Origin of the sequence: Paenibacillus amylolyticus, assembly GCF_036894225.1 — a bacterium.
In the GTDB taxonomy this organism is placed as follows: Bacteria; Bacillota; Bacilli; order Paenibacillales; family Paenibacillaceae; genus Paenibacillus; species Paenibacillus amylolyticus.
Genome location: NZ_CP145892.1, coordinates 3,340,759 through 3,357,511, shown reverse-complemented (window position 1 = coordinate 3,357,511; position 16,753 = coordinate 3,340,759). Strand labels below are relative to the sequence as shown.

Below are 16,753 nucleotides of genomic sequence, written 5' to 3'. Positions count from 1 at the left end.
TCGCTGCCTCCTTTCTACTCTTTCATGCCCGAAGTGGCCATCGTCTGCATAACACTGCTCTGAGAGATGATAAACAGAGTGATCGGTACGATCATCAGCAGCAAAGCAACAGCCGCACCTACACCAGCTCTTGCAATCCCTCCCTGCACAATCTGACTGAGCGCATAATGCAGCGTTTTGAGATTTTCACTGTAAATGAAACTCCCGCCATCCGTTCCCCATAACGCTGGAAACTGCAGGATCATGAGCGTGAGCCATGCCGGCTTCACATTGGGCATCACGATGCTCCAGAATATCCGGTATTCATTGGCTCCGTCGATTTTGGCTGCCTCCAGCAAAGCATCGGGAATCTGCTCCATGAACTGTTTCATCAGGAAAAGTCCCAGTGAGAACGCAAGTGATGGCACAATAATGGACGCATGAGTGTTAATCCAGCCAAGCCAGGACATGACCATGTAGTTCGGAATCGCCGTAACATGCGGCGAGAACATCAGGGACAGAATGACAATGGTGAACAACACTTTGGAACCCGGAAAACGATATTTCGCCAGCGGATAAGCTGCTGCAGATGCAAGCAGGATATGCCCCGCTGTGCCAAGTATCGTAATGAGCAAAGTGTTGGCAATATAGCGGGATAACGGCACCCACGAATTGCCCATGAGATTGATCAGATCGGCAAAATTCTCCGTTGTCGGATTGTTCACCCAGAAGCGCGGCGGGAAAATAAACAGCTCATCCAGCGGCTTGAATGCATTGTTGACAGCATAGATGAGCGGAAGCACCATAAAGGAGCCGAACACGCCCAGCAATGCAAATAACATCAGGCTGACGGTAAATGACCGATTAAGCCTTTTTGGCATGCCAAACACGGCACGTACTTTGCTGGTCATCGTCATTCACCTATCTTTCTAAGCATTTTTTGCGTGAAAACGTTTGTACCCAGCATCAGGGCAAACAGAACCGTTGCGATGGCCGAGGCATAGCCCATCTCGAAACGAATGGTTCCGAAGTCCATCAGATGTGTGACAACTGTGTGTGCCGCATAGTTTACGCTCGGGAAACCTGCCAGTGCGATGGAGATCTCAGCTACGGCGAAGGAAGCGGTAATCTGCATTACCGCACCAAACATCAGCTGCGGTCTCATCGAAGGCAAGGTGATGTACCAGAGCTCCTGCCAGCGATTTTTGATCCCGTCTACGGTTCCTGCTTCAACCAGAGAACGATCAATGGTTTGCAGTCCTGCAATAAAGGCCAGGAAGCTGGTTCCCAGGCTCAGCCACAGCTGTACAATAATGACGATTGCCAGTACATACTTCTCGTCTGCAAGCCATTGGATCGGTTCCAGTACGACGCCAAGGCGCATCAGGAATCCGTTCATATACCCGTAGCTGTCACCCGAGAAGATGATCAGCCAGATGAAAAAGACGTTGCCCGATATGGATGGGGCATAGAAAACCAGCGTCATGACCGCCCGAATTTTAGGAGACAGCTCATTGATGATCCACGCAAACAAAAAGCAGGCTATATAACTGAGAGGGCCTGTAATTACGGCAAAAAGCAGCGTGTTTTTGAGCGCGATCAGAAATACGTCATCGTTCAGGAAAAGCCGGGAATAGTTCTGCCAGCCGACAAATCGCGGCAGCTCCAGCATATTGAAGTGAAAAAAGCTGAGCCCGAGTGAAATGCCGACCGGAATGACAGTAAACATGAAAAAAATCAGCATAAACGGTGCCATCAATACGTAATAATGCCTGCTGAGATACAGATCCCGCTTCAATAGGGACCACCAGCCGACCTGGCGGGTATGGACGGCAGGAGCGGCGGCTGTCTTGGTAGTTTTAGCTTGCAACCGTTACCCTCCCTTTCCTCTATTTCAGATTAAATTCTTTGCGTTTCAACTCTATTTCATCATCAATGTACAAGACATAATCCGATAAGGCTTCACGCGGATTTTCATTTGCATTGACCACCTTACGGAAGGCGTTGTCCAGATGTCGTCCCGTGAAATAACCTCCAGGAAGCTGCGGGATTCCCTGTACCCATTCCCATTGTTTCTCGAGATTTTGATAATCCTTCACAGGCCAAGGCAATTGCTTCAAGGCTTCGATATTGGCCGTCGGGTAACGGGCAGCCGCTCCCATAAGACCTTCCATTTCTCTCCCGTATTCAATCTGGGTCTGCTCAGCAGTCCACCACTTCATGAACTTCCACGCCGCTTCCTTGTTGTCAGCATTTTCGAGCATCATCACCGCGCTCGTAGCGCTGGCCACTTCATGCCGTATGGACCCATCCGGAAGCTGTGTACCCGGAACAATCGTAAAGTCCCAGAGATTGCGGATTTCCGGAGCCATAACTGTCAGCATGTTATACGTGGTGTAATCAGCAATTCCGATCGGCATTTCCCCGGTACGGAAGCGGTTCGGAAAATCGGCTTTGAGCGGAAACTTGTAATTGGTATAAAATTGCGTCCAACGTTTGAACGCGTCCATTGAAATCTCTGAATCCAGTGCACTTTTCTTCTGGTCTTCGGTGTAGAACGTTCCGTCATTCTGATATAACAACATCGCAAAGGTTGAATTCGGAACCAGGTTGGCATTGTTCAGCGTATCCTCAATCGGCAGATAAAACTCCATGTTATGCTTCTGCAGCACGGCGATGGCGTTATATACGTCTTGCCACGTTTTTGGCGGTTCGAGGCCCAGTTCATTCAGAATATCTTTGCGGTAAAAGAGCATTGGAAAATGCTGTTGCTCCGGAAGGGCATATACCCCGTCGTTGTATCGGTAAGGCGTCAATCCGCTTTCACGGAACCTGCCCGAAATTTCCTCGAAATCGGGGAACTGACTCAGATCCGCTGTTGCATTCCTCATCGCATAGTTCACCGGAATGTCTTCGCCCATCTGCATAGCTACATCCGGTCCTTCCCCCGAGAGTGTTGCGGGCAGCAAAATATTAGGCGGAACGAGACGTAACTGCACGGACACATCCGTATCCGGGGTAAACGAATCGTCGATCATGCCTTTCAGTACTTGGGCCTGATCTCGTCCAGTCGTGATCCATACGGTGATGGCATCCTTCTTTTGTTCTACGTTACCAATACTGTCGTAATCTTCGGTATACGAGGCAACATATGCGCCCAGTTCGTGCTTCACCTGCTGGACGGTGCTCGCTTCCGCTTTTGGCAACGATTCACCCGGCGGAGATACGACAAGGTAATCCAACGTAATCGGCTGTTCACGTACCGATAGAATCCATGTGCCGAGACCACCTACGTTAATTTTGAACGTATCCAGCCGTTTGGGAACCGTCTCTGGTCTGGCCGCCATATCTTCAAGCTGCAATACCATGGCGTGAAGTACGGCCACTTTGTCACTTTGCTCACCCGTGGCCTTTTCCAGGTAATCTGCAACAGAGCGCAAGGTGTCAGCTTGTCGTTCAAACACGTCCGTCATCTCCGGAATACGCCGTTCCAGTTGGTAATCCCGCAGTGGGTCTGGACTGTTGGAGGTAATCATTAATATTTTGCGATACATCTCATTCAGTTCCAGCACGCTGGATTCCACGGTCCGCAGCAGCGGAGCGATGTCGCCAAGTGTAACCGTCATTCGGATTCGGTGTTTCCCTTTTTCAAGATGAAACTGATATGGCTGATCCTCTCCCGAACCCAACACCTGAGTTTGCCAGGCCGGGCTGTAGTTAAATCGAATGCGTTTCATTTCCTTAAACGGAACTTCGCCGTTAATCGTCAGACTGCGGGTGGCATAGATGCCACGCAATTGATCCTGTTTCACCTTAAGCGCCAGTTGATACAGTCCGTCTTCAGGCACGTCAATTTCCCATTCAATCCATTCGCCCGGCAGTTTCCAGTTAATGCCCCCGATGGCGTTCATCCGAATTTTCGATACATTATAAGGCTCGAGTGAAGGACTTGATCGGTCCGAGATTGGTGCCAGTGTAGGAGATGATTTGCTAACAGCTTCCTCCCCCTGAACTTTCAGCATGACAGGAGCCGATTGTTTCAAGCCGAGTGAGGCATAGGTTTGCTCCAGCTCTGCATAGGAAGGAACTTCGCTTTCTTGATATAGCTCAATATAATCGATCGCCATGCTTTCTCTTAATGAAGTGAGCGATAACTTCTGACTGCCTTTTTCAAAATAAAACTGAAACGGTTCCTCAAAGTACCCTGCGCTGTCCTTGAAGGAAGTCAGCTGCCATTCGGGCTGTTCCACTTGTCTTGGTCTAAGCTCGTTGCCACGATCGTCCTGCCGGACGTTGTCCTCGCGATTCCCCCATACCCTGTCAAACAGAAGAATATCGGCCCCTCTGAACGGGACCTTACCATTAAGCTCAAGCCTGCGTTCGATCCCGGAGCTTTTGCCTTCTACGGGATAATAGTGAATGCGAATGTTGTACAAACCGCTCACTTGAACGGGAACATCCCAGCGAATGGTTCCAGTTTCCGGCGTAATTACGGCATTTCCGTCTAATCCGGCGTACCCTTGCACAACCTCAAATTCCCCATCCTCTGCCTGAACATAAGATTCGCCTTCGATGCGTACAATTTCATCCGGTTTGGCCGTATTGTCATGAGCAGTCAGATAATGCTCATAACTGAATGAATCCTCGGTTCCCGATACCGCCTCAAAGTCCTCAAGCGCATGTACCGTTCCCGGATTACGATCCCGCGATGGATATAGTGTCCATATGGAGAGCACCAAGGCCAGGACAAGCACCAGGATTAGTCCCTTTTTCTTACGTGACCGCATGTTTGAATGTATCCCCTTTCCTGTAAGCGTTGAGAGAACTGAACGATTGACTAACCCGGACAGACCGCACCTTCACTGGTGCGTTCTGCCCGTGTAACGTGATACTTATTTGTAAACCTCATCAATCGCAGCCTGGAAAGGAGCCTTGTATTTCTCGATCAGCGTAGATACGGATACCCCTTCTTTGAGTTCCCCGTCAAAATCCCAGAACGGCAAGGACGGGAATGTGTTATGGTCGAGAACCAACATACCTTCCGCAACCTCTCTGGCGTTGTTGATATCTGCTTCATCGGTCAGATGTGTCTCCAGTGTGGATTGTCCCGGATACTCATAGATCGATTCGATCTCATTAATTTTCTCCCAGATGTACATCAGTTGTTCCGGATTCTCTACCGCTTTTGGAATCGTTATAGCTTGGTAACGTGACTCACCGGAGTGATATGCTGTTGCACTTGGACCTTTTGGAAACGGTACAAAACCAATATCGTAGTCCTGCATATCCGTCATAATACCTTCGACTTCGTACATGGCACCTGAATACATCAAGGTGTTGCCTTGACGGAAGAACGTGGATGGCTCTGTCCAATCGCCGCCCTCAGAAGCTCTGCCGACCTTCTCGGTAGCCAGTTTGGACAGGAAGTTCAACGCTTCTTTTGTTTTTGGATCTTCCAGGTTCTGCTTATCCTCTTTGGTCAGAGAAGCCTCGTTGGAATACAGAATCGGTTCCAGCAAGCCCGTTTGAGCGAGTCCCCAAGTGTCCAGCTTGCCATCATTGTTTCTATCCTTGTTCGCTTGCTTGGCAACACTGATGAACGTATCCCAGTTCCATTCATCGGCATCCACATACTCCTGAAGTGGCTTCAAGCCGAGCTCTTGCATGAGTGTGCGATTATAGAAAATTCCGTTGATAAACGAGGACTGGTCCTCGGTAAAGCCGTAACCTTTGCCTTCATACTGCATGTATTCTTTGGTTGTTTTCTGATTAAATACCTTGTCGTTTTTAATATAATCATCCACCGGCCATAACAGATCCTGTTTGGTCAATGCCGGAATGGCATAGTTTTTGCCCAGTCTCACCAGATCGCCAAGCGGTTCACCGGCCATCAGGGAAGCAACTACTTTTTCCTGATATTCACCAAAATCGATGGAAACATATTCAATATTAAAGTTGTGTTTTTTCTTCAGCGCTTCGAGATTCTCAAGGCGTTGAATATTGTCCGGGTTGTTCCCCTGTATTTCCATGTCCCACCAAGCAACAACCTTGATGGTTCTGCCGCCCATGTCAAAGTCCATTTCTGGCGTGGAATTTTCATTCTTTGGCTCGGTTTCCGCGGGTTTTTGTTCCTCCTGTGGTGTTGTCTTTTCCGGCTCGGGTTGAGCGGTAGGTGCAGAACTGCATGCAGCAATCACCAACAAGACCGCAAATACCAGGCTCAGTAGCATGAACTTGTGTTTTCTCATCGTCTTCCCCCCTGATTGTCGTTTGCTATCACAGTGTATCGTTCAAATGAAAGCGCAAACAACCTGCCGAAATACAGATGTTTACCCGGGCTGAATATAGATTTGCGTAATTTTGCACGAGCAAAGTGCATTATAGGTTTTAATTGGTAAAGAAATGCACTGTCTACAAAAATATGCACATTGTATGCGCTTTCTTTTATTACCATAATGAAATTAAGTCAAATTTCAGTTAATCTAGCGCATTACAATTCAGCAGAAGGTGAGGTATTGCTTCATGTATGATATTTTACTTGTGGATTTCAGCCGTCGTTTGTGCGGAGAGTTGCAACAGATGTTGCTACGGAGCAAAGCTCAATATACTATCGCAAATTGTGTGTTCTCATCGGCCGAGGCTTTGACCGCATTGTCAGAACGAGACTTTTCCCTTGTTATGGTACATACAGAGAGGTTTGATACCGCGGGGCTCTGGTTATGCAACGACATTCGAAAAAAAAGTCAGATACCTATCCTCCTGATGGGTGGAAGAGATCACTTCAGGTTCGTACGCAAAGCCCTGACGTATCAGGTAAATGATTATCTCCCGTATCCTGTTAGTCCTTCTTCTTTACTTAACAGTCTGCATGGACTTAGATCCCACCTTGAAACCGACCCGGCACACAAAACGTCGTCGTTCTTCAAAACACCCGTTCAAATGAACGGTAAACCCATGCACTCCAGTCATGTTATTCGTATCGTTAAGGCCTATGTACGGGATCATCTGAGTGATGAAATCACGCTGAAGAAGATCTCTGACATGCTTCATTTTAACTGTGCGTACCTTGGACAGAAGTTTAAGCTGGAAGAGAAGATGTCTTTCAATGATTATATGCTCCAGCAACGTATGGAAAAGGCACAGCAGTTGTTGTCTTCCACGAATCTGCGAATATATGAGATTGCTATTGAGGTAGGTTATAAGGATATTGATTGGTTCTATAAAAAGTTCAAAGCGTATGCCGGATCGAGTCCCAATGCTTATAGAAGACAAAAAATCCACACGGCCTAAAGGTAAATCGCCGAATCGGTTTGTTTATCAATTAGATAATAACCACAAAAAAACGCAGGATGTATTCTACTTCCTGCGTTTTTTTGTGGTTGTTTGGGTTTGGTCAATTCCAGAGTATTCACCGTTAACGTACCAAAAGGGATTCCCGGTATTCTTGGGGAGTCATTCCCGTTATTTTCTTAAAAAGTCGGGTAAATGAATGGGCAGCCTCGTACCCCACTTGAAGTGCGACCTCACGCACCATAAGATTTGTGTTCTGAAGCAATTCTTTGGCTTTCCGTATTCGGCAGTCGTCAATGAACTCTGACACGTTTATTCCCATTTCCTGCTTAAAGAATCGCGACAGATAGGATGGATTAAAATGATGGAGTTCTGCCAGTCTCACCAGAGAGAGATCTTTCTCCAGGTTCTCCTTGACGTAACTGCATAAGGAATGAATGACAACGTTAGCGCGTTCCTGTTCATTTGATCTTTTGTAGCGGACTAATTCATCAGCAGCACGATATAGAAATTGTACTGCATCCTTCATGCAGGTATACTCCCCTAAGTGCAGCAAGCTTCTTTGATCCGGGATCTTCTGTTGAAGACCCCAACGATTGATCGTTGAATGCAATAATAAGGCCAGATTGTAGTATGTCTCCATGGCACGTTCCATCGTAATATCCTGTTGCATCAGTTCTCCTGCAAGCTCCTCAAATATATCGTAAAATGGCTGAATTCGTCCCGTTTCCAAATATCCTGACATAATCTCGATCCGGTTTGAGATCCGCATGGATTCTTTGGGTACATCAGATGAGAGATCATTACGATGGTCCGTGAGTACCATGGATACACCATCCCCAATTTTCATCCACTGGAGTAATCTCAGACGTTCATATTGTTTGGTTAACTCGGACCAATTGCAACTGCGACTACTTAATGAAAAAGCAATGGATACGCCGAGTGAGACCATGCATGCTTCCTGTACCAGTTCCAGTGTACCTTCTAGAAATCGCACAAGTTTATCATTTGTCATCTCTTCCTCCTGCTTCGGCTGAAGCAGCCAGATCGTATCCCCATAATGGTCCGTTACACTTGCGCACACTGTACGTTCATTCATCAGAGAAGAGCCGATAATGCGCACAGATTCTTGAACTTGTGTGAGGTCCGAACCTTTTTCTGGCAGATTATTGAACCGACCCAGTATTAGATAAACAGGCGAGTTGATCTGTAATCTTATATCTCGTTTGGATAATTCGTCCTGCATATGCATAGTAGAATCTATAACCGCTGTACAGTCTTGAAGTAACTTCCGTAAATACTCTTTTTGCTGTATCAGTGCAAGCTGCGAATTAACTTTATGAGAATGTTCCAACAACTCAACCATGCTGTGACTTTGCCGGATCTCTTCCATCACATCTTCTACAACAGACATCACCTTGTCATAACCTTCCGTTTTGAGCAAATAACGCACATTAGCCATCTGAAAAGCTTGATATGCATAATCAAAATCGCTATGTCCTGTCAGAAAAATGACGCGACAATTCGGCCAACTGGCTTGAATCCGCTCTGTCAGTTCCAACCCACTCATACCCGGCATACGGATGTCCGTTAGAACAATGTCAATTCTCGAACGTTGCATCCAGGACAATGCTTCTGTTGCAGAGTAGGCCTTACATACATCAAGCTGTTCGGGTATATGTCTGGCGAACGTTTCATAGAGACTATCCGTAATAATCTCCTCGTCATCTACAATCAAAAGTCGATACATTCGTTTTCCCCCTCTTTCCACTGGATTCGAATTGTGACTTTTAACCCTTGTAGTTCACTTCTGGATAGAAAAAGCCCACTTCCTTCTCCATACGTCAGGACCAGACGTCGATGAATATTTATTAACGCAGTCATTTCGTCTGTACCTCCGTCCTTATGCAAGCGTTGTTGAAGAGTTTGAATGTGTTGCTCTTCCAACTCATTACCATTATCCTCTACGGTGATCTCGGCATATGAACCTTCCATATTAAACCCAATAATTAGAAGACCGGAGTCCGTATTCTTTTCAAGGCTGTGTTCGTAGGCATTCTCAATAATAGGTTGAATAATGAGTCTGGGAACTTTAATATGTTCCATCTCAGCAGGTAGTGGCCCAAAATCAACTTTGATTCGTCTGGAGAATCGTAATTGTTGAATCTCTGTATAGATTCGTGAATGCTCAACTTCCACTTTCAACTTCACATGATCTGTTTCATTCCGGGTAATGAACCTGAAATACTCTCCAAGCATGTTCGTGAATTGCTCAATACGTTCGGTTTCTCCTGTCCTTGCCAGTGAATTCAGAATAAAGAAGCTATTGTACAGAAAATGAGGATTAATCTGCGATTGGAGCTGTTTCAACTCGGCCCGCTGCATCATCAGTGTTTTCTTAAAATCTCGATCGATAAGGGATTGAAGATTTTCAATCATTAGATTGAAACGGGTGTAGAGGAAGCCAAATTCATCCTTTCGGTTATGCGCAATGGGGACATCAAGCATGCCTCCCTCCATTTTTTTGAATCTTTTCACCAACAACAGCAACGGGATATGAATCAACTTGTAACTTGAATAGAGATACGCCGTGATGGCAACAAATGATGTAATTGCAAACAGCCAAGCCCAATGATAGAACTTGCTAAGTGGCTTGGTAACAATTGCCTCGGGGAGATATGTAGCTACGGATAAGCCCAGGGAGTCCATATGCAACTGACTAACATGGTACATGGTGTCCCCCACCTTCATCCGAAAGCCATCAAGTGTACCCTTTACACTGTGCTCACGGTAATTCGCGAGAATAACATTAGCTTGATGTTTATCTGTGATGGCATGCCCCGTTTTGTCCTCAATCAGAAAAGTTGAACTCTCCGGGTACAAATTAAGCCGTGTGAGTTCATTCTGAAAATGGTATGTATCCAGCTCCACTTGAATGACAAAAAGCGGGGGTTCTCCTCTCGTGCCTGTCAATCTGACAGCACTTAAGTTCAAGGCGTCCTCTTTCACCGTGAAACGTGTACCTTTTCCTTGCATGCCTGAACTGAAATATAGGTAAGAACTTTTATCGAAATCATCGATGCCTTGGATCGCGGATATACTCTTGCCAACAGAAGGGATATGTACATGAACGTTTTTGATATAAGCAGTGCTGTTCTTGAATGAAGCGAGTCGTTCAGTCAGGTAATTTAATGTATCACGCCGCTCAACCTGATCCATCATGTCCCAGAGAATGGCCAGACGATTGAGTTTTCGATCCTCAACGATATCAAACTGCTGTAATTCCATCCATTCTATCTCTCTGTTCAATTCCACCACATATTGGTTCAACCGTCTTTCCGTTGACAACGATATTTCCTGACTTGCATTGTCATAACTCCAATGATACAGATACACGCCAAGAAGAATAAGGGGGAGTACAAATACCAGATAAGTGATTATTAATCGCGCAAATATACTGTTAAACCATGATTTAGCAGGGATCTTGATCAATACATTCACCTCCAATGCCAAAGGCTGAGTGGGTTCCTTGTAAGAATAAAGTGAACATTAGCGCTCCTTTGGCTTGCTGGCGCGAAACCACGCGTTAACCTCCGATGTGATCTGATCTCCCCCCAGCTTGCGCCAGTTCTCAACGAATTGATCAAACTCATCTATCGACCTGCCTAGAATAATGTTCATATAGGCTTCAAGCTGAAGATCCCGAAGAATAATTTGTCGATCAACCATTGTATCCGTAATTCCGCCCGTGAATTGATCATAGAGAAGTTGGCCGTTCTTCTCGTAAGAATCTGCAATGCTAAAAGCACCCGAAGGCCCATAGGTTTGTTTCCAACCCCAGCCGCTCTCTACATCTTCCAATTCATAGGCCACAATGCGTTTGTGAATGGCGAGAGCTTCATTCTGCAGAGCCGAGAAGTCTCCTGTACTTCTGGCATCACGAATTTGTTTGTATGCATCTATATTTTTATTACCGGGAAAAGGAGTTACCGGTGAAAGCATCCACACAGCTCGGGAGTCGTCATTGTAGTATGTTTCATACTGTGCCTGATCCCCCCAGTTGATGTCCAGATGCAGATTCATGAGCTTTACAACAACTTCCGGATTAGAGAATCCCTTTTTTACAGCAAAGTATTGCCCAGTGTTGGAACGTAGCGGTACGAACAGGCTCCGGTCCGACTTGGCAACAATGGGATATGCCTGCCATTCTACATCTATATCTGTATCTTTATCACGGGTGCTCTGAAGCATAAAGGATGTCCACTGTTCGCCGTAAAGCATCCCTATTTTTCCATCTTGAACTAGACGAAACGCCTTGTTTCCACTTTTATAACCAAAATCCGGATCAAGTTGGCCTTCACGATACAACGTTTGCAGTACTTTCAGAGCCTCCCGAACTTCAGGCTGTATACCTCCATAAGTGAGGTTTCCTTCTGCATCTTTAACCCATATATTAGGGTAGGCACCGTAGCCGGACATGAACCCTGCAGCTCCCATAACTGGATCCCATAGATGGTTCGTTAGCGCAAGTCCGTACGTATCATGCTCTCCGTTCCCGTCGGGGTCCTCCTCTGTAAACGCTTTCGAAACCTGGAGAAGCTCTTCCATCGTTTCAGGCGGCCGTAGCCCCAGTTGCTCCAACCAATCGGTTCTAATCCACAGGTACTGCGCTGTCTCAATGGAGGAAGATGATTCGGGAATAGCCATGAGTTTGCCATCAATGGTTGCCGCATCAAATGCGCCTCTTCCCTCCGCCTCCAATATACTCTTTGTAAGTGGGGAAGCATACTCTTGGTACACATGCGTTAAATCTTCGATCATTCCAGCGTTGCTCAGTTGTCTAAGTTGATATGGATTAACTTTCACCACGTCTGGAAAACGTCCTGCAGCAAGGGATACACCCAACTTCTGATTGTATACATCTCCCTTAGCAGTCCAGTCATAGTGAATTTGAATACCTAGCTCTTTCTCGTACAAACGAGTCCAGCGATTATCCAGTATCGTCTCACCAGGTAACTGACTAATCATGCGCTCAAGGTCATCTCCCGTTTCCCTGACAAAAGAGACCACGATGGGAGGAGAATACCTCTCAAACGTAGCGGGAAGTTGAATCTGCTGCCCATCTTTCTGCGGATGATGTTGTTTGGTATTACCTTCGGTATGACCTGCTGGTATGGATACAGCAAGGAACAGAATGAAGGTCCATCTTGTTATGTCCAGACATCTCTTATACATGACGACATGCCCCCAGTTCGGTTTGAACAACTCTCTTCTCTCTGTCAACTTTAATCCATATCATTGTACAACAACTTGTACTCATTGAATACGAAAAGCCGCCATTGGGCGGCTTTTCGTATCTTTATTGTTTCTCATCAGGATTAATCATACGATATTCAAAATTCGAAAAGTCAGCTGTTCCTCCAGCTATTTCAGTTGAATATACAAACAACCCCGTTCGACAACCCATAAAATGATCCAGTTTATATATCATTTTGTGGACAATCCCTATATCTTTCCATTCACCCCCATCGAAATAGGCAAACGAGCACTCATCCAGATTGTTCTCAAAATTTCCGAATGCTTTTAGTTTAACTACTGGATCTGATACCGGGATACGTTCATGTTCAGTGGCTGGCTTCTGGTCGATCAGATTGCCAAATATGGTGGAATCCTCACTATCTCTGGCATGCATGACCAAGTAAAACTTGCTATCCTGCTTCGTAAGAGCGATCATACCGTACGAACCGATCAGAAAGCACAACCCGGCATAATCCCCATCATTCAGCCGACTGCCGTCAAGCGTAACTATTGCTTCGCAAGCGGGCCCCATTGAACGCTGGGTTAGTGTGTTGACCGCAAACGTCAGATTTGGGCTGATCTGTCCCGTTCGAACACGATACACCCCCGATTTCTCTGTCACGGACCAAAGTTCATGATTAGGTGTATGATTCCATTGCCAAAAATCACGGAGGCGGATGCTTCCATCTTCCTCGGGTTCATAATTGAAACTGTCGCTACCCACTAACGGGTTATAACGGTGCTCTGGTCTCGTGCTCGGGATATCAATCTGCTTCGGCGCTTTGCTTGCAAAGACCGGTATACCTTGATCAAAGTGTAGCGGAACCAAAACAGGAACCCGGCCAACAGCCCCATGATCCTGAAACAGCATTGCATACCAGTCTCCATCCGGCGTATCCACGATACCGCCCTGAGCAACACCTGAATTGAAATAATCCATATCGTCATTAAATACTTCTCCACCAGTGAAGACATCTTCCAGAGAGTCTGCCATATAAAACGCCTGTGTTCTACGTCCGGAAGCTTTCGTGATATGAATCAGGAACACAATATATTTACCATTGATCTTGTAAAAATGTGCTCCTTCATAACCAAGGTGATGAGGCTGCTCGTCTTTTACAATCAAGCGATGCACTCCACCAGGTCTGGGCCCGGACAGATCAGAGCTTAATTCGGTCAGATAGATCTCGGTATTACCGTACACGAGATATGCTCGTTCATCATCGTCAAAAAATAAGGAGCAATCATGGTAGAACCCTTCCACGATCTGTTTCTTCCATACTCCCGAGATGGAGGTCGACGTATACAAGTATGTCTTACGGGTATCATTCGCAACAAAGATCACATAGAACATTCCTTGATGATAGCGGAGTGATGCAGCCCACATGCCTTTACTATAAACGTGATGACCATCCACCAGCCGTTGTGCAGGTGTATCGTCCAATGTGTCGTATACATATGTGGCTACTTCCCAATGGATCAGATCATATGAACGCAGGATGACACATCCCGGCATCATATGCATGGTTGTACTGACCATATAATATGTGTCATCTACACGAATAACATCAAGATCCGGGTAATCGGCCCAAATAATCGGATTCGGATACATGCTTTAATTACACCTCATTTTGTCTATTAAACTTCCATTCTCTTAAAAGGATGGTTGGGCTGTCTGTTGAACTTTTAAGCTTAATATACAAGTCTTGCACACCTTTCGCACCCGTAACATTAGTTGTTAGTTCCATCCATTGAAGAGATTCGGTTGCAGGTGGAACAATGATTTCTCCAATTAACAGTCCGTCTGTACGATCAAGTCGAAGTTCTAACGTACCTTCGGTTCCTTGATTCGCAATCGTGGCTGTGAAGGTTGTGGGTCCTTCACTTTCAAAGTCCACCTTCGATATAGCTATCCAGCTGTCATTTTGCAGTTTAGCGGAAATCATATTCGAATCTGATGCAGACATCTCACCAGAGTCAAGATATTGCTCTGTTGATACTCCGCTACTCCATCCAATCGTTGAACCGCTTACCCGCCCATAAGGATCGAAGCATTTGATTTGATCTACGCCCTGATAATCGGCATGTACCTTCTTGATCTTACCCGTGGCCTCATCATGTTCGACTCGATTCAGATGCGTTGAACGGTAACCTTCGGGAATATCCATGGCTTGGCATAATGTCTGGGCATGATAGGCAATGTACCATTGATCCGATAGTTGAAATATAGCATGGTGATTGTTGCCGCCAATATCAAAAAAGTGTCCTGGATTCTGGAGTAGCGTACCCTGATATGTCCATGGCCCCATTGGCTGAACACTGGTCATATATGCAATCTCACCAGGTGGTGGGCTGTCATCTGGCCGATCACCCTCAATAAAATTGGAACAATACGTAAAGTAGTAACTATTATTATATTTATGTATCCCTGAATCTTCAAACATATAAGGCGCCTGAATAACCTTCGCTTTGCCAACAACGCTGATCATATCGTCTCCCAATCGCATCACTCTTGCGGTATCCGGTCTTTCTGCTTTCCCCTGTGGAATACCACCACCGAAATAGATGTAGGCCTGATGATCATCATCTACAATGACAGCCGGATCGAATAGCCAGGTTACTTCCTCCACTCCCGGAGTCTCTCTTGTAATAAGTGCTTTTCCTATAGGGTCTATCCACGGACCTACAGGTGTTGGTGCAGACAGTACACCTATTCCACTGGCATTGTTGGCGAAATAAAGAAAGAAACAGTCCTTGCCATCCAAGATTCGATGAGCAGCTGCCGGGGCCCAGGATTGCGAAGCCCATGTTGCTGCGCCTTGAGGACCAGCAACTCTGATCTCTCCATGATCGGTCCAGTTGATTAAGTCATCCGATGAAATGACCGTAATCCGGTTGATTGAACTGTAGCTGTTTTTCTGAGGAAGACCGTCCTTATCATATTCCAGCTTATCACTAGTCATATATAAGTAGACTCGATTGTTAAATACTAAAGCATAGGGATCGGCTCCAAATTTGTGGGCCACCAAAGGGTTACCGTTGGGACGAAGCTTTCCAATCTCCCCTGGAATACGCTCCAGATTGGCAGCTTGGTCTTGCTTTTGCTCACCAGCTTGTGGTGTAGAATGATGATTCATCAAAAGAATCCCCCTATAATCGTTTTTAGTTGTGTCTTTTTACGAGAAAGCGTTTGCAATACAAAAGGTATCATGATAGGATGATTACATTTTAAGGTAAGCTGAGTACAATTTCATTGCGTTAACCGCTCTATTTATTGCGTGAAATGACGGGAGGTACTTCATGAGTGGATCCTCTGAGTGTTTTTATGATCCCATCCAGCCTGAGCTCTTATATCTGCACAGCGTAACGAAGTATAAGCTGGAAACGATCTATCATCGCCATAATGCATACGAAATCTACCTGTTTCTTCGTGGAAACGTTCACTTTTATGTAGATAATCGATGTTACCATGTACAGCCTGGTGATCTGCTTGTGATGTCACCCGAGGAGATGCACCGAGCCTTTATTCTGGATGAATCTGAGTATGAACGAATTACAATCAATCTCAAAAAAACATATCTATTTCAGCTTTCCACACCATCAACCAATCTATCGTCATGTTTTGACCATCGCCCCAAAGGAACAGGCAACATCGTACATCTAGACGACGATAACTTGAAGCAGATGCTGCAATGTACAAACGAACTGGAAGGATTGCTTGCTTCCGATGCTTATGGCACCGATATCAAAATAAATGCAGCCGTAGCCCAATTGTTGGTCATGATTAACGTCTGGTTTCATAACAATTCCTTTGTTCCCAATGACATTATGCCTGAACTGGTTCGTGAAACCATGGATTATATTGAAACACATCTGAATCAAGACATAACACTTCGCAAACTTGCCGAAGTGTTCTACATGAACAGTACTTATATCAGCCGCCAGTTCAAAAAGCATACTGGATTGACCATCCGTTCCTACATTTTGGGTCGTCGTATTGAACGGGCCAAATTCCACCTGTCAGAAGGAATGAGTATTACGGATGCATGCTTTCAATCGGGCTTTAGTGACTATGCCAATTTCATTCGCAGTTTTACCAAAATGGTCGGCATCTCCCCCGGTAGATATATCAAACAAAGACGTGATGCAATGGAATCACTGCCAAGATAATGATGAGCTCATTTAA

At 45.7% G+C, this 16,753-nt stretch carries 11 protein-coding genes; 2 read left to right on the top strand and 9 right to left on the bottom strand.

All coding sequences use genetic code 11. The annotated features are described in order from the left end of the window. Nucleotides 1-14: 14 nt before the first annotated feature. From V6668_RS15045 to V6668_RS15030, 4 genes are all read right to left on the bottom strand, one after another. A complete protein-coding gene (locus V6668_RS15045) occupies nucleotides 15-890 on the bottom strand; it encodes a carbohydrate ABC transporter permease (protein ID WP_026081082.1) in 876 nt (291 codons plus the stop codon). A 2-nt stretch (nucleotides 891-892) separates the two neighbouring features. Continuing rightward, nucleotides 893-1,849 (bottom strand): carbohydrate ABC transporter permease, encoded by a 957-nt coding sequence (locus tag V6668_RS15040; RefSeq protein ID WP_036615906.1) that lies wholly within the window; start codon nucleotides 1,847-1,849, stop codon nucleotides 893-895. A 19-nt stretch (nucleotides 1,850-1,868) separates the two neighbouring features. Further along, the gene (locus tag V6668_RS15035; RefSeq protein ID WP_338708833.1) at nucleotides 1,869-4,766 is read right to left on the bottom strand and encodes an extracellular solute-binding protein; all 2,898 of its coding nucleotides are present in this window, start codon (nucleotides 4,764-4,766) and stop codon (nucleotides 1,869-1,871) included. A 105-nt stretch (nucleotides 4,767-4,871) separates the two neighbouring features. Beyond that, nucleotides 4,872-6,227 carry an extracellular solute-binding protein gene (locus tag V6668_RS15030; RefSeq protein WP_076317898.1) on the bottom strand — a complete coding sequence of 452 codons (1,356 nt, stop codon included), beginning with the start codon at nucleotides 6,225-6,227 and terminating at the stop codon, nucleotides 4,872-4,874. A 274-nt stretch (nucleotides 6,228-6,501) separates the two neighbouring features. Here V6668_RS15030 and V6668_RS15025 point away from each other — a divergent pair, with 274 nt between their 5' ends. Next, nucleotides 6,502-7,269: a helix-turn-helix domain-containing protein gene (locus V6668_RS15025; protein ID WP_047842955.1), complete on the top strand. Its 768-nt coding sequence runs from the start codon at nucleotides 6,502-6,504 to the stop codon at nucleotides 7,267-7,269. A gap of 124 nt (nucleotides 7,270-7,393) precedes the next feature. On the opposite strand, the gene V6668_RS15020 is transcribed toward V6668_RS15025, so the two are convergent. From V6668_RS15020 to V6668_RS15000, 5 genes are all read right to left on the bottom strand, one after another. Continuing rightward, nucleotides 7,394-9,019, bottom strand: coding sequence for a response regulator (locus tag V6668_RS15020; RefSeq protein ID WP_127548518.1), 1,626 nt, complete (start codon nucleotides 9,017-9,019; stop codon nucleotides 7,394-7,396). Next, nucleotides 9,004-10,770: a sensor histidine kinase gene (locus tag V6668_RS15015; RefSeq protein WP_422395282.1), complete on the bottom strand. Its 1,767-nt coding sequence runs from the start codon at nucleotides 10,768-10,770 to the stop codon at nucleotides 9,004-9,006. The genes V6668_RS15020 and V6668_RS15015 overlap by 16 nt, the downstream gene beginning before the upstream one ends. A gap of 48 nt (nucleotides 10,771-10,818) precedes the next feature. Continuing rightward, a complete protein-coding gene (locus V6668_RS15010; RefSeq protein WP_338708831.1) occupies nucleotides 10,819-12,504 on the bottom strand; it encodes an extracellular solute-binding protein in 1,686 nt (561 codons plus the stop codon). Nucleotides 12,505-12,628: 124 nt separating this feature from the next. Beyond that, nucleotides 12,629-14,179: a glycoside hydrolase 43 family protein gene (locus V6668_RS15005; protein WP_338708830.1), complete on the bottom strand. Its 1,551-nt coding sequence runs from the start codon at nucleotides 14,177-14,179 to the stop codon at nucleotides 12,629-12,631. A gap of 7 nt (nucleotides 14,180-14,186) precedes the next feature. After that, nucleotides 14,187-15,704 (bottom strand): glycoside hydrolase family 43 protein, encoded by a 1,518-nt coding sequence (locus tag V6668_RS15000; RefSeq protein WP_338708829.1) that lies wholly within the window; start codon nucleotides 15,702-15,704, stop codon nucleotides 14,187-14,189. A 163-nt stretch (nucleotides 15,705-15,867) separates the two neighbouring features. Here V6668_RS15000 and V6668_RS14995 point away from each other — a divergent pair, with 163 nt between their 5' ends. Continuing rightward, nucleotides 15,868-16,737, top strand: a complete 870-nt coding sequence (locus tag V6668_RS14995) for an AraC family transcriptional regulator (protein WP_307412814.1) — start codon at nucleotides 15,868-15,870, stop codon at nucleotides 16,735-16,737. Nucleotides 16,738-16,753 lie beyond the last annotated feature (16 nt).

Coding starts and splice junctions, on each gene's coding strand:
- V6668_RS15025 (WP_047842955.1), top strand. CDS start 6,502: ATGTATGATATTTTACTTGTGGATTTCAGCCGTCGTTTGTGCGGAGAG.
- V6668_RS15005 (WP_338708830.1), bottom strand. CDS start 14,179: ATGTATCCGAATCCGATTATTTGGGCCGATTACCCGGATCTTGATGTT.
- V6668_RS15045 (WP_026081082.1), bottom strand. CDS start 890: ATGACCAGCAAAGTACGTGCCGTGTTTGGCATGCCAAAAAGGCTTAAT.
- V6668_RS15010 (WP_338708831.1), bottom strand. CDS start 12,504: ATGTATAAGAGATGTCTGGACATAACAAGATGGACCTTCATTCTGTTC.
- V6668_RS15035 (WP_338708833.1), bottom strand. CDS start 4,766: ATGCGGTCACGTAAGAAAAAGGGACTAATCCTGGTGCTTGTCCTGGCC.
- V6668_RS15000 (WP_338708829.1), bottom strand. CDS start 15,704: ATGAATCATCATTCTACACCACAAGCTGGTGAGCAAAAGCAAGACCAA.
- V6668_RS15030 (WP_076317898.1), bottom strand. CDS start 6,227: ATGAGAAAACACAAGTTCATGCTACTGAGCCTGGTATTTGCGGTCTTG.
- V6668_RS15020 (WP_127548518.1), bottom strand. CDS start 9,019: ATGTATCGACTTTTGATTGTAGATGACGAGGAGATTATTACGGATAGT.
- V6668_RS14995 (WP_307412814.1), top strand. CDS start 15,868: ATGAGTGGATCCTCTGAGTGTTTTTATGATCCCATCCAGCCTGAGCTC.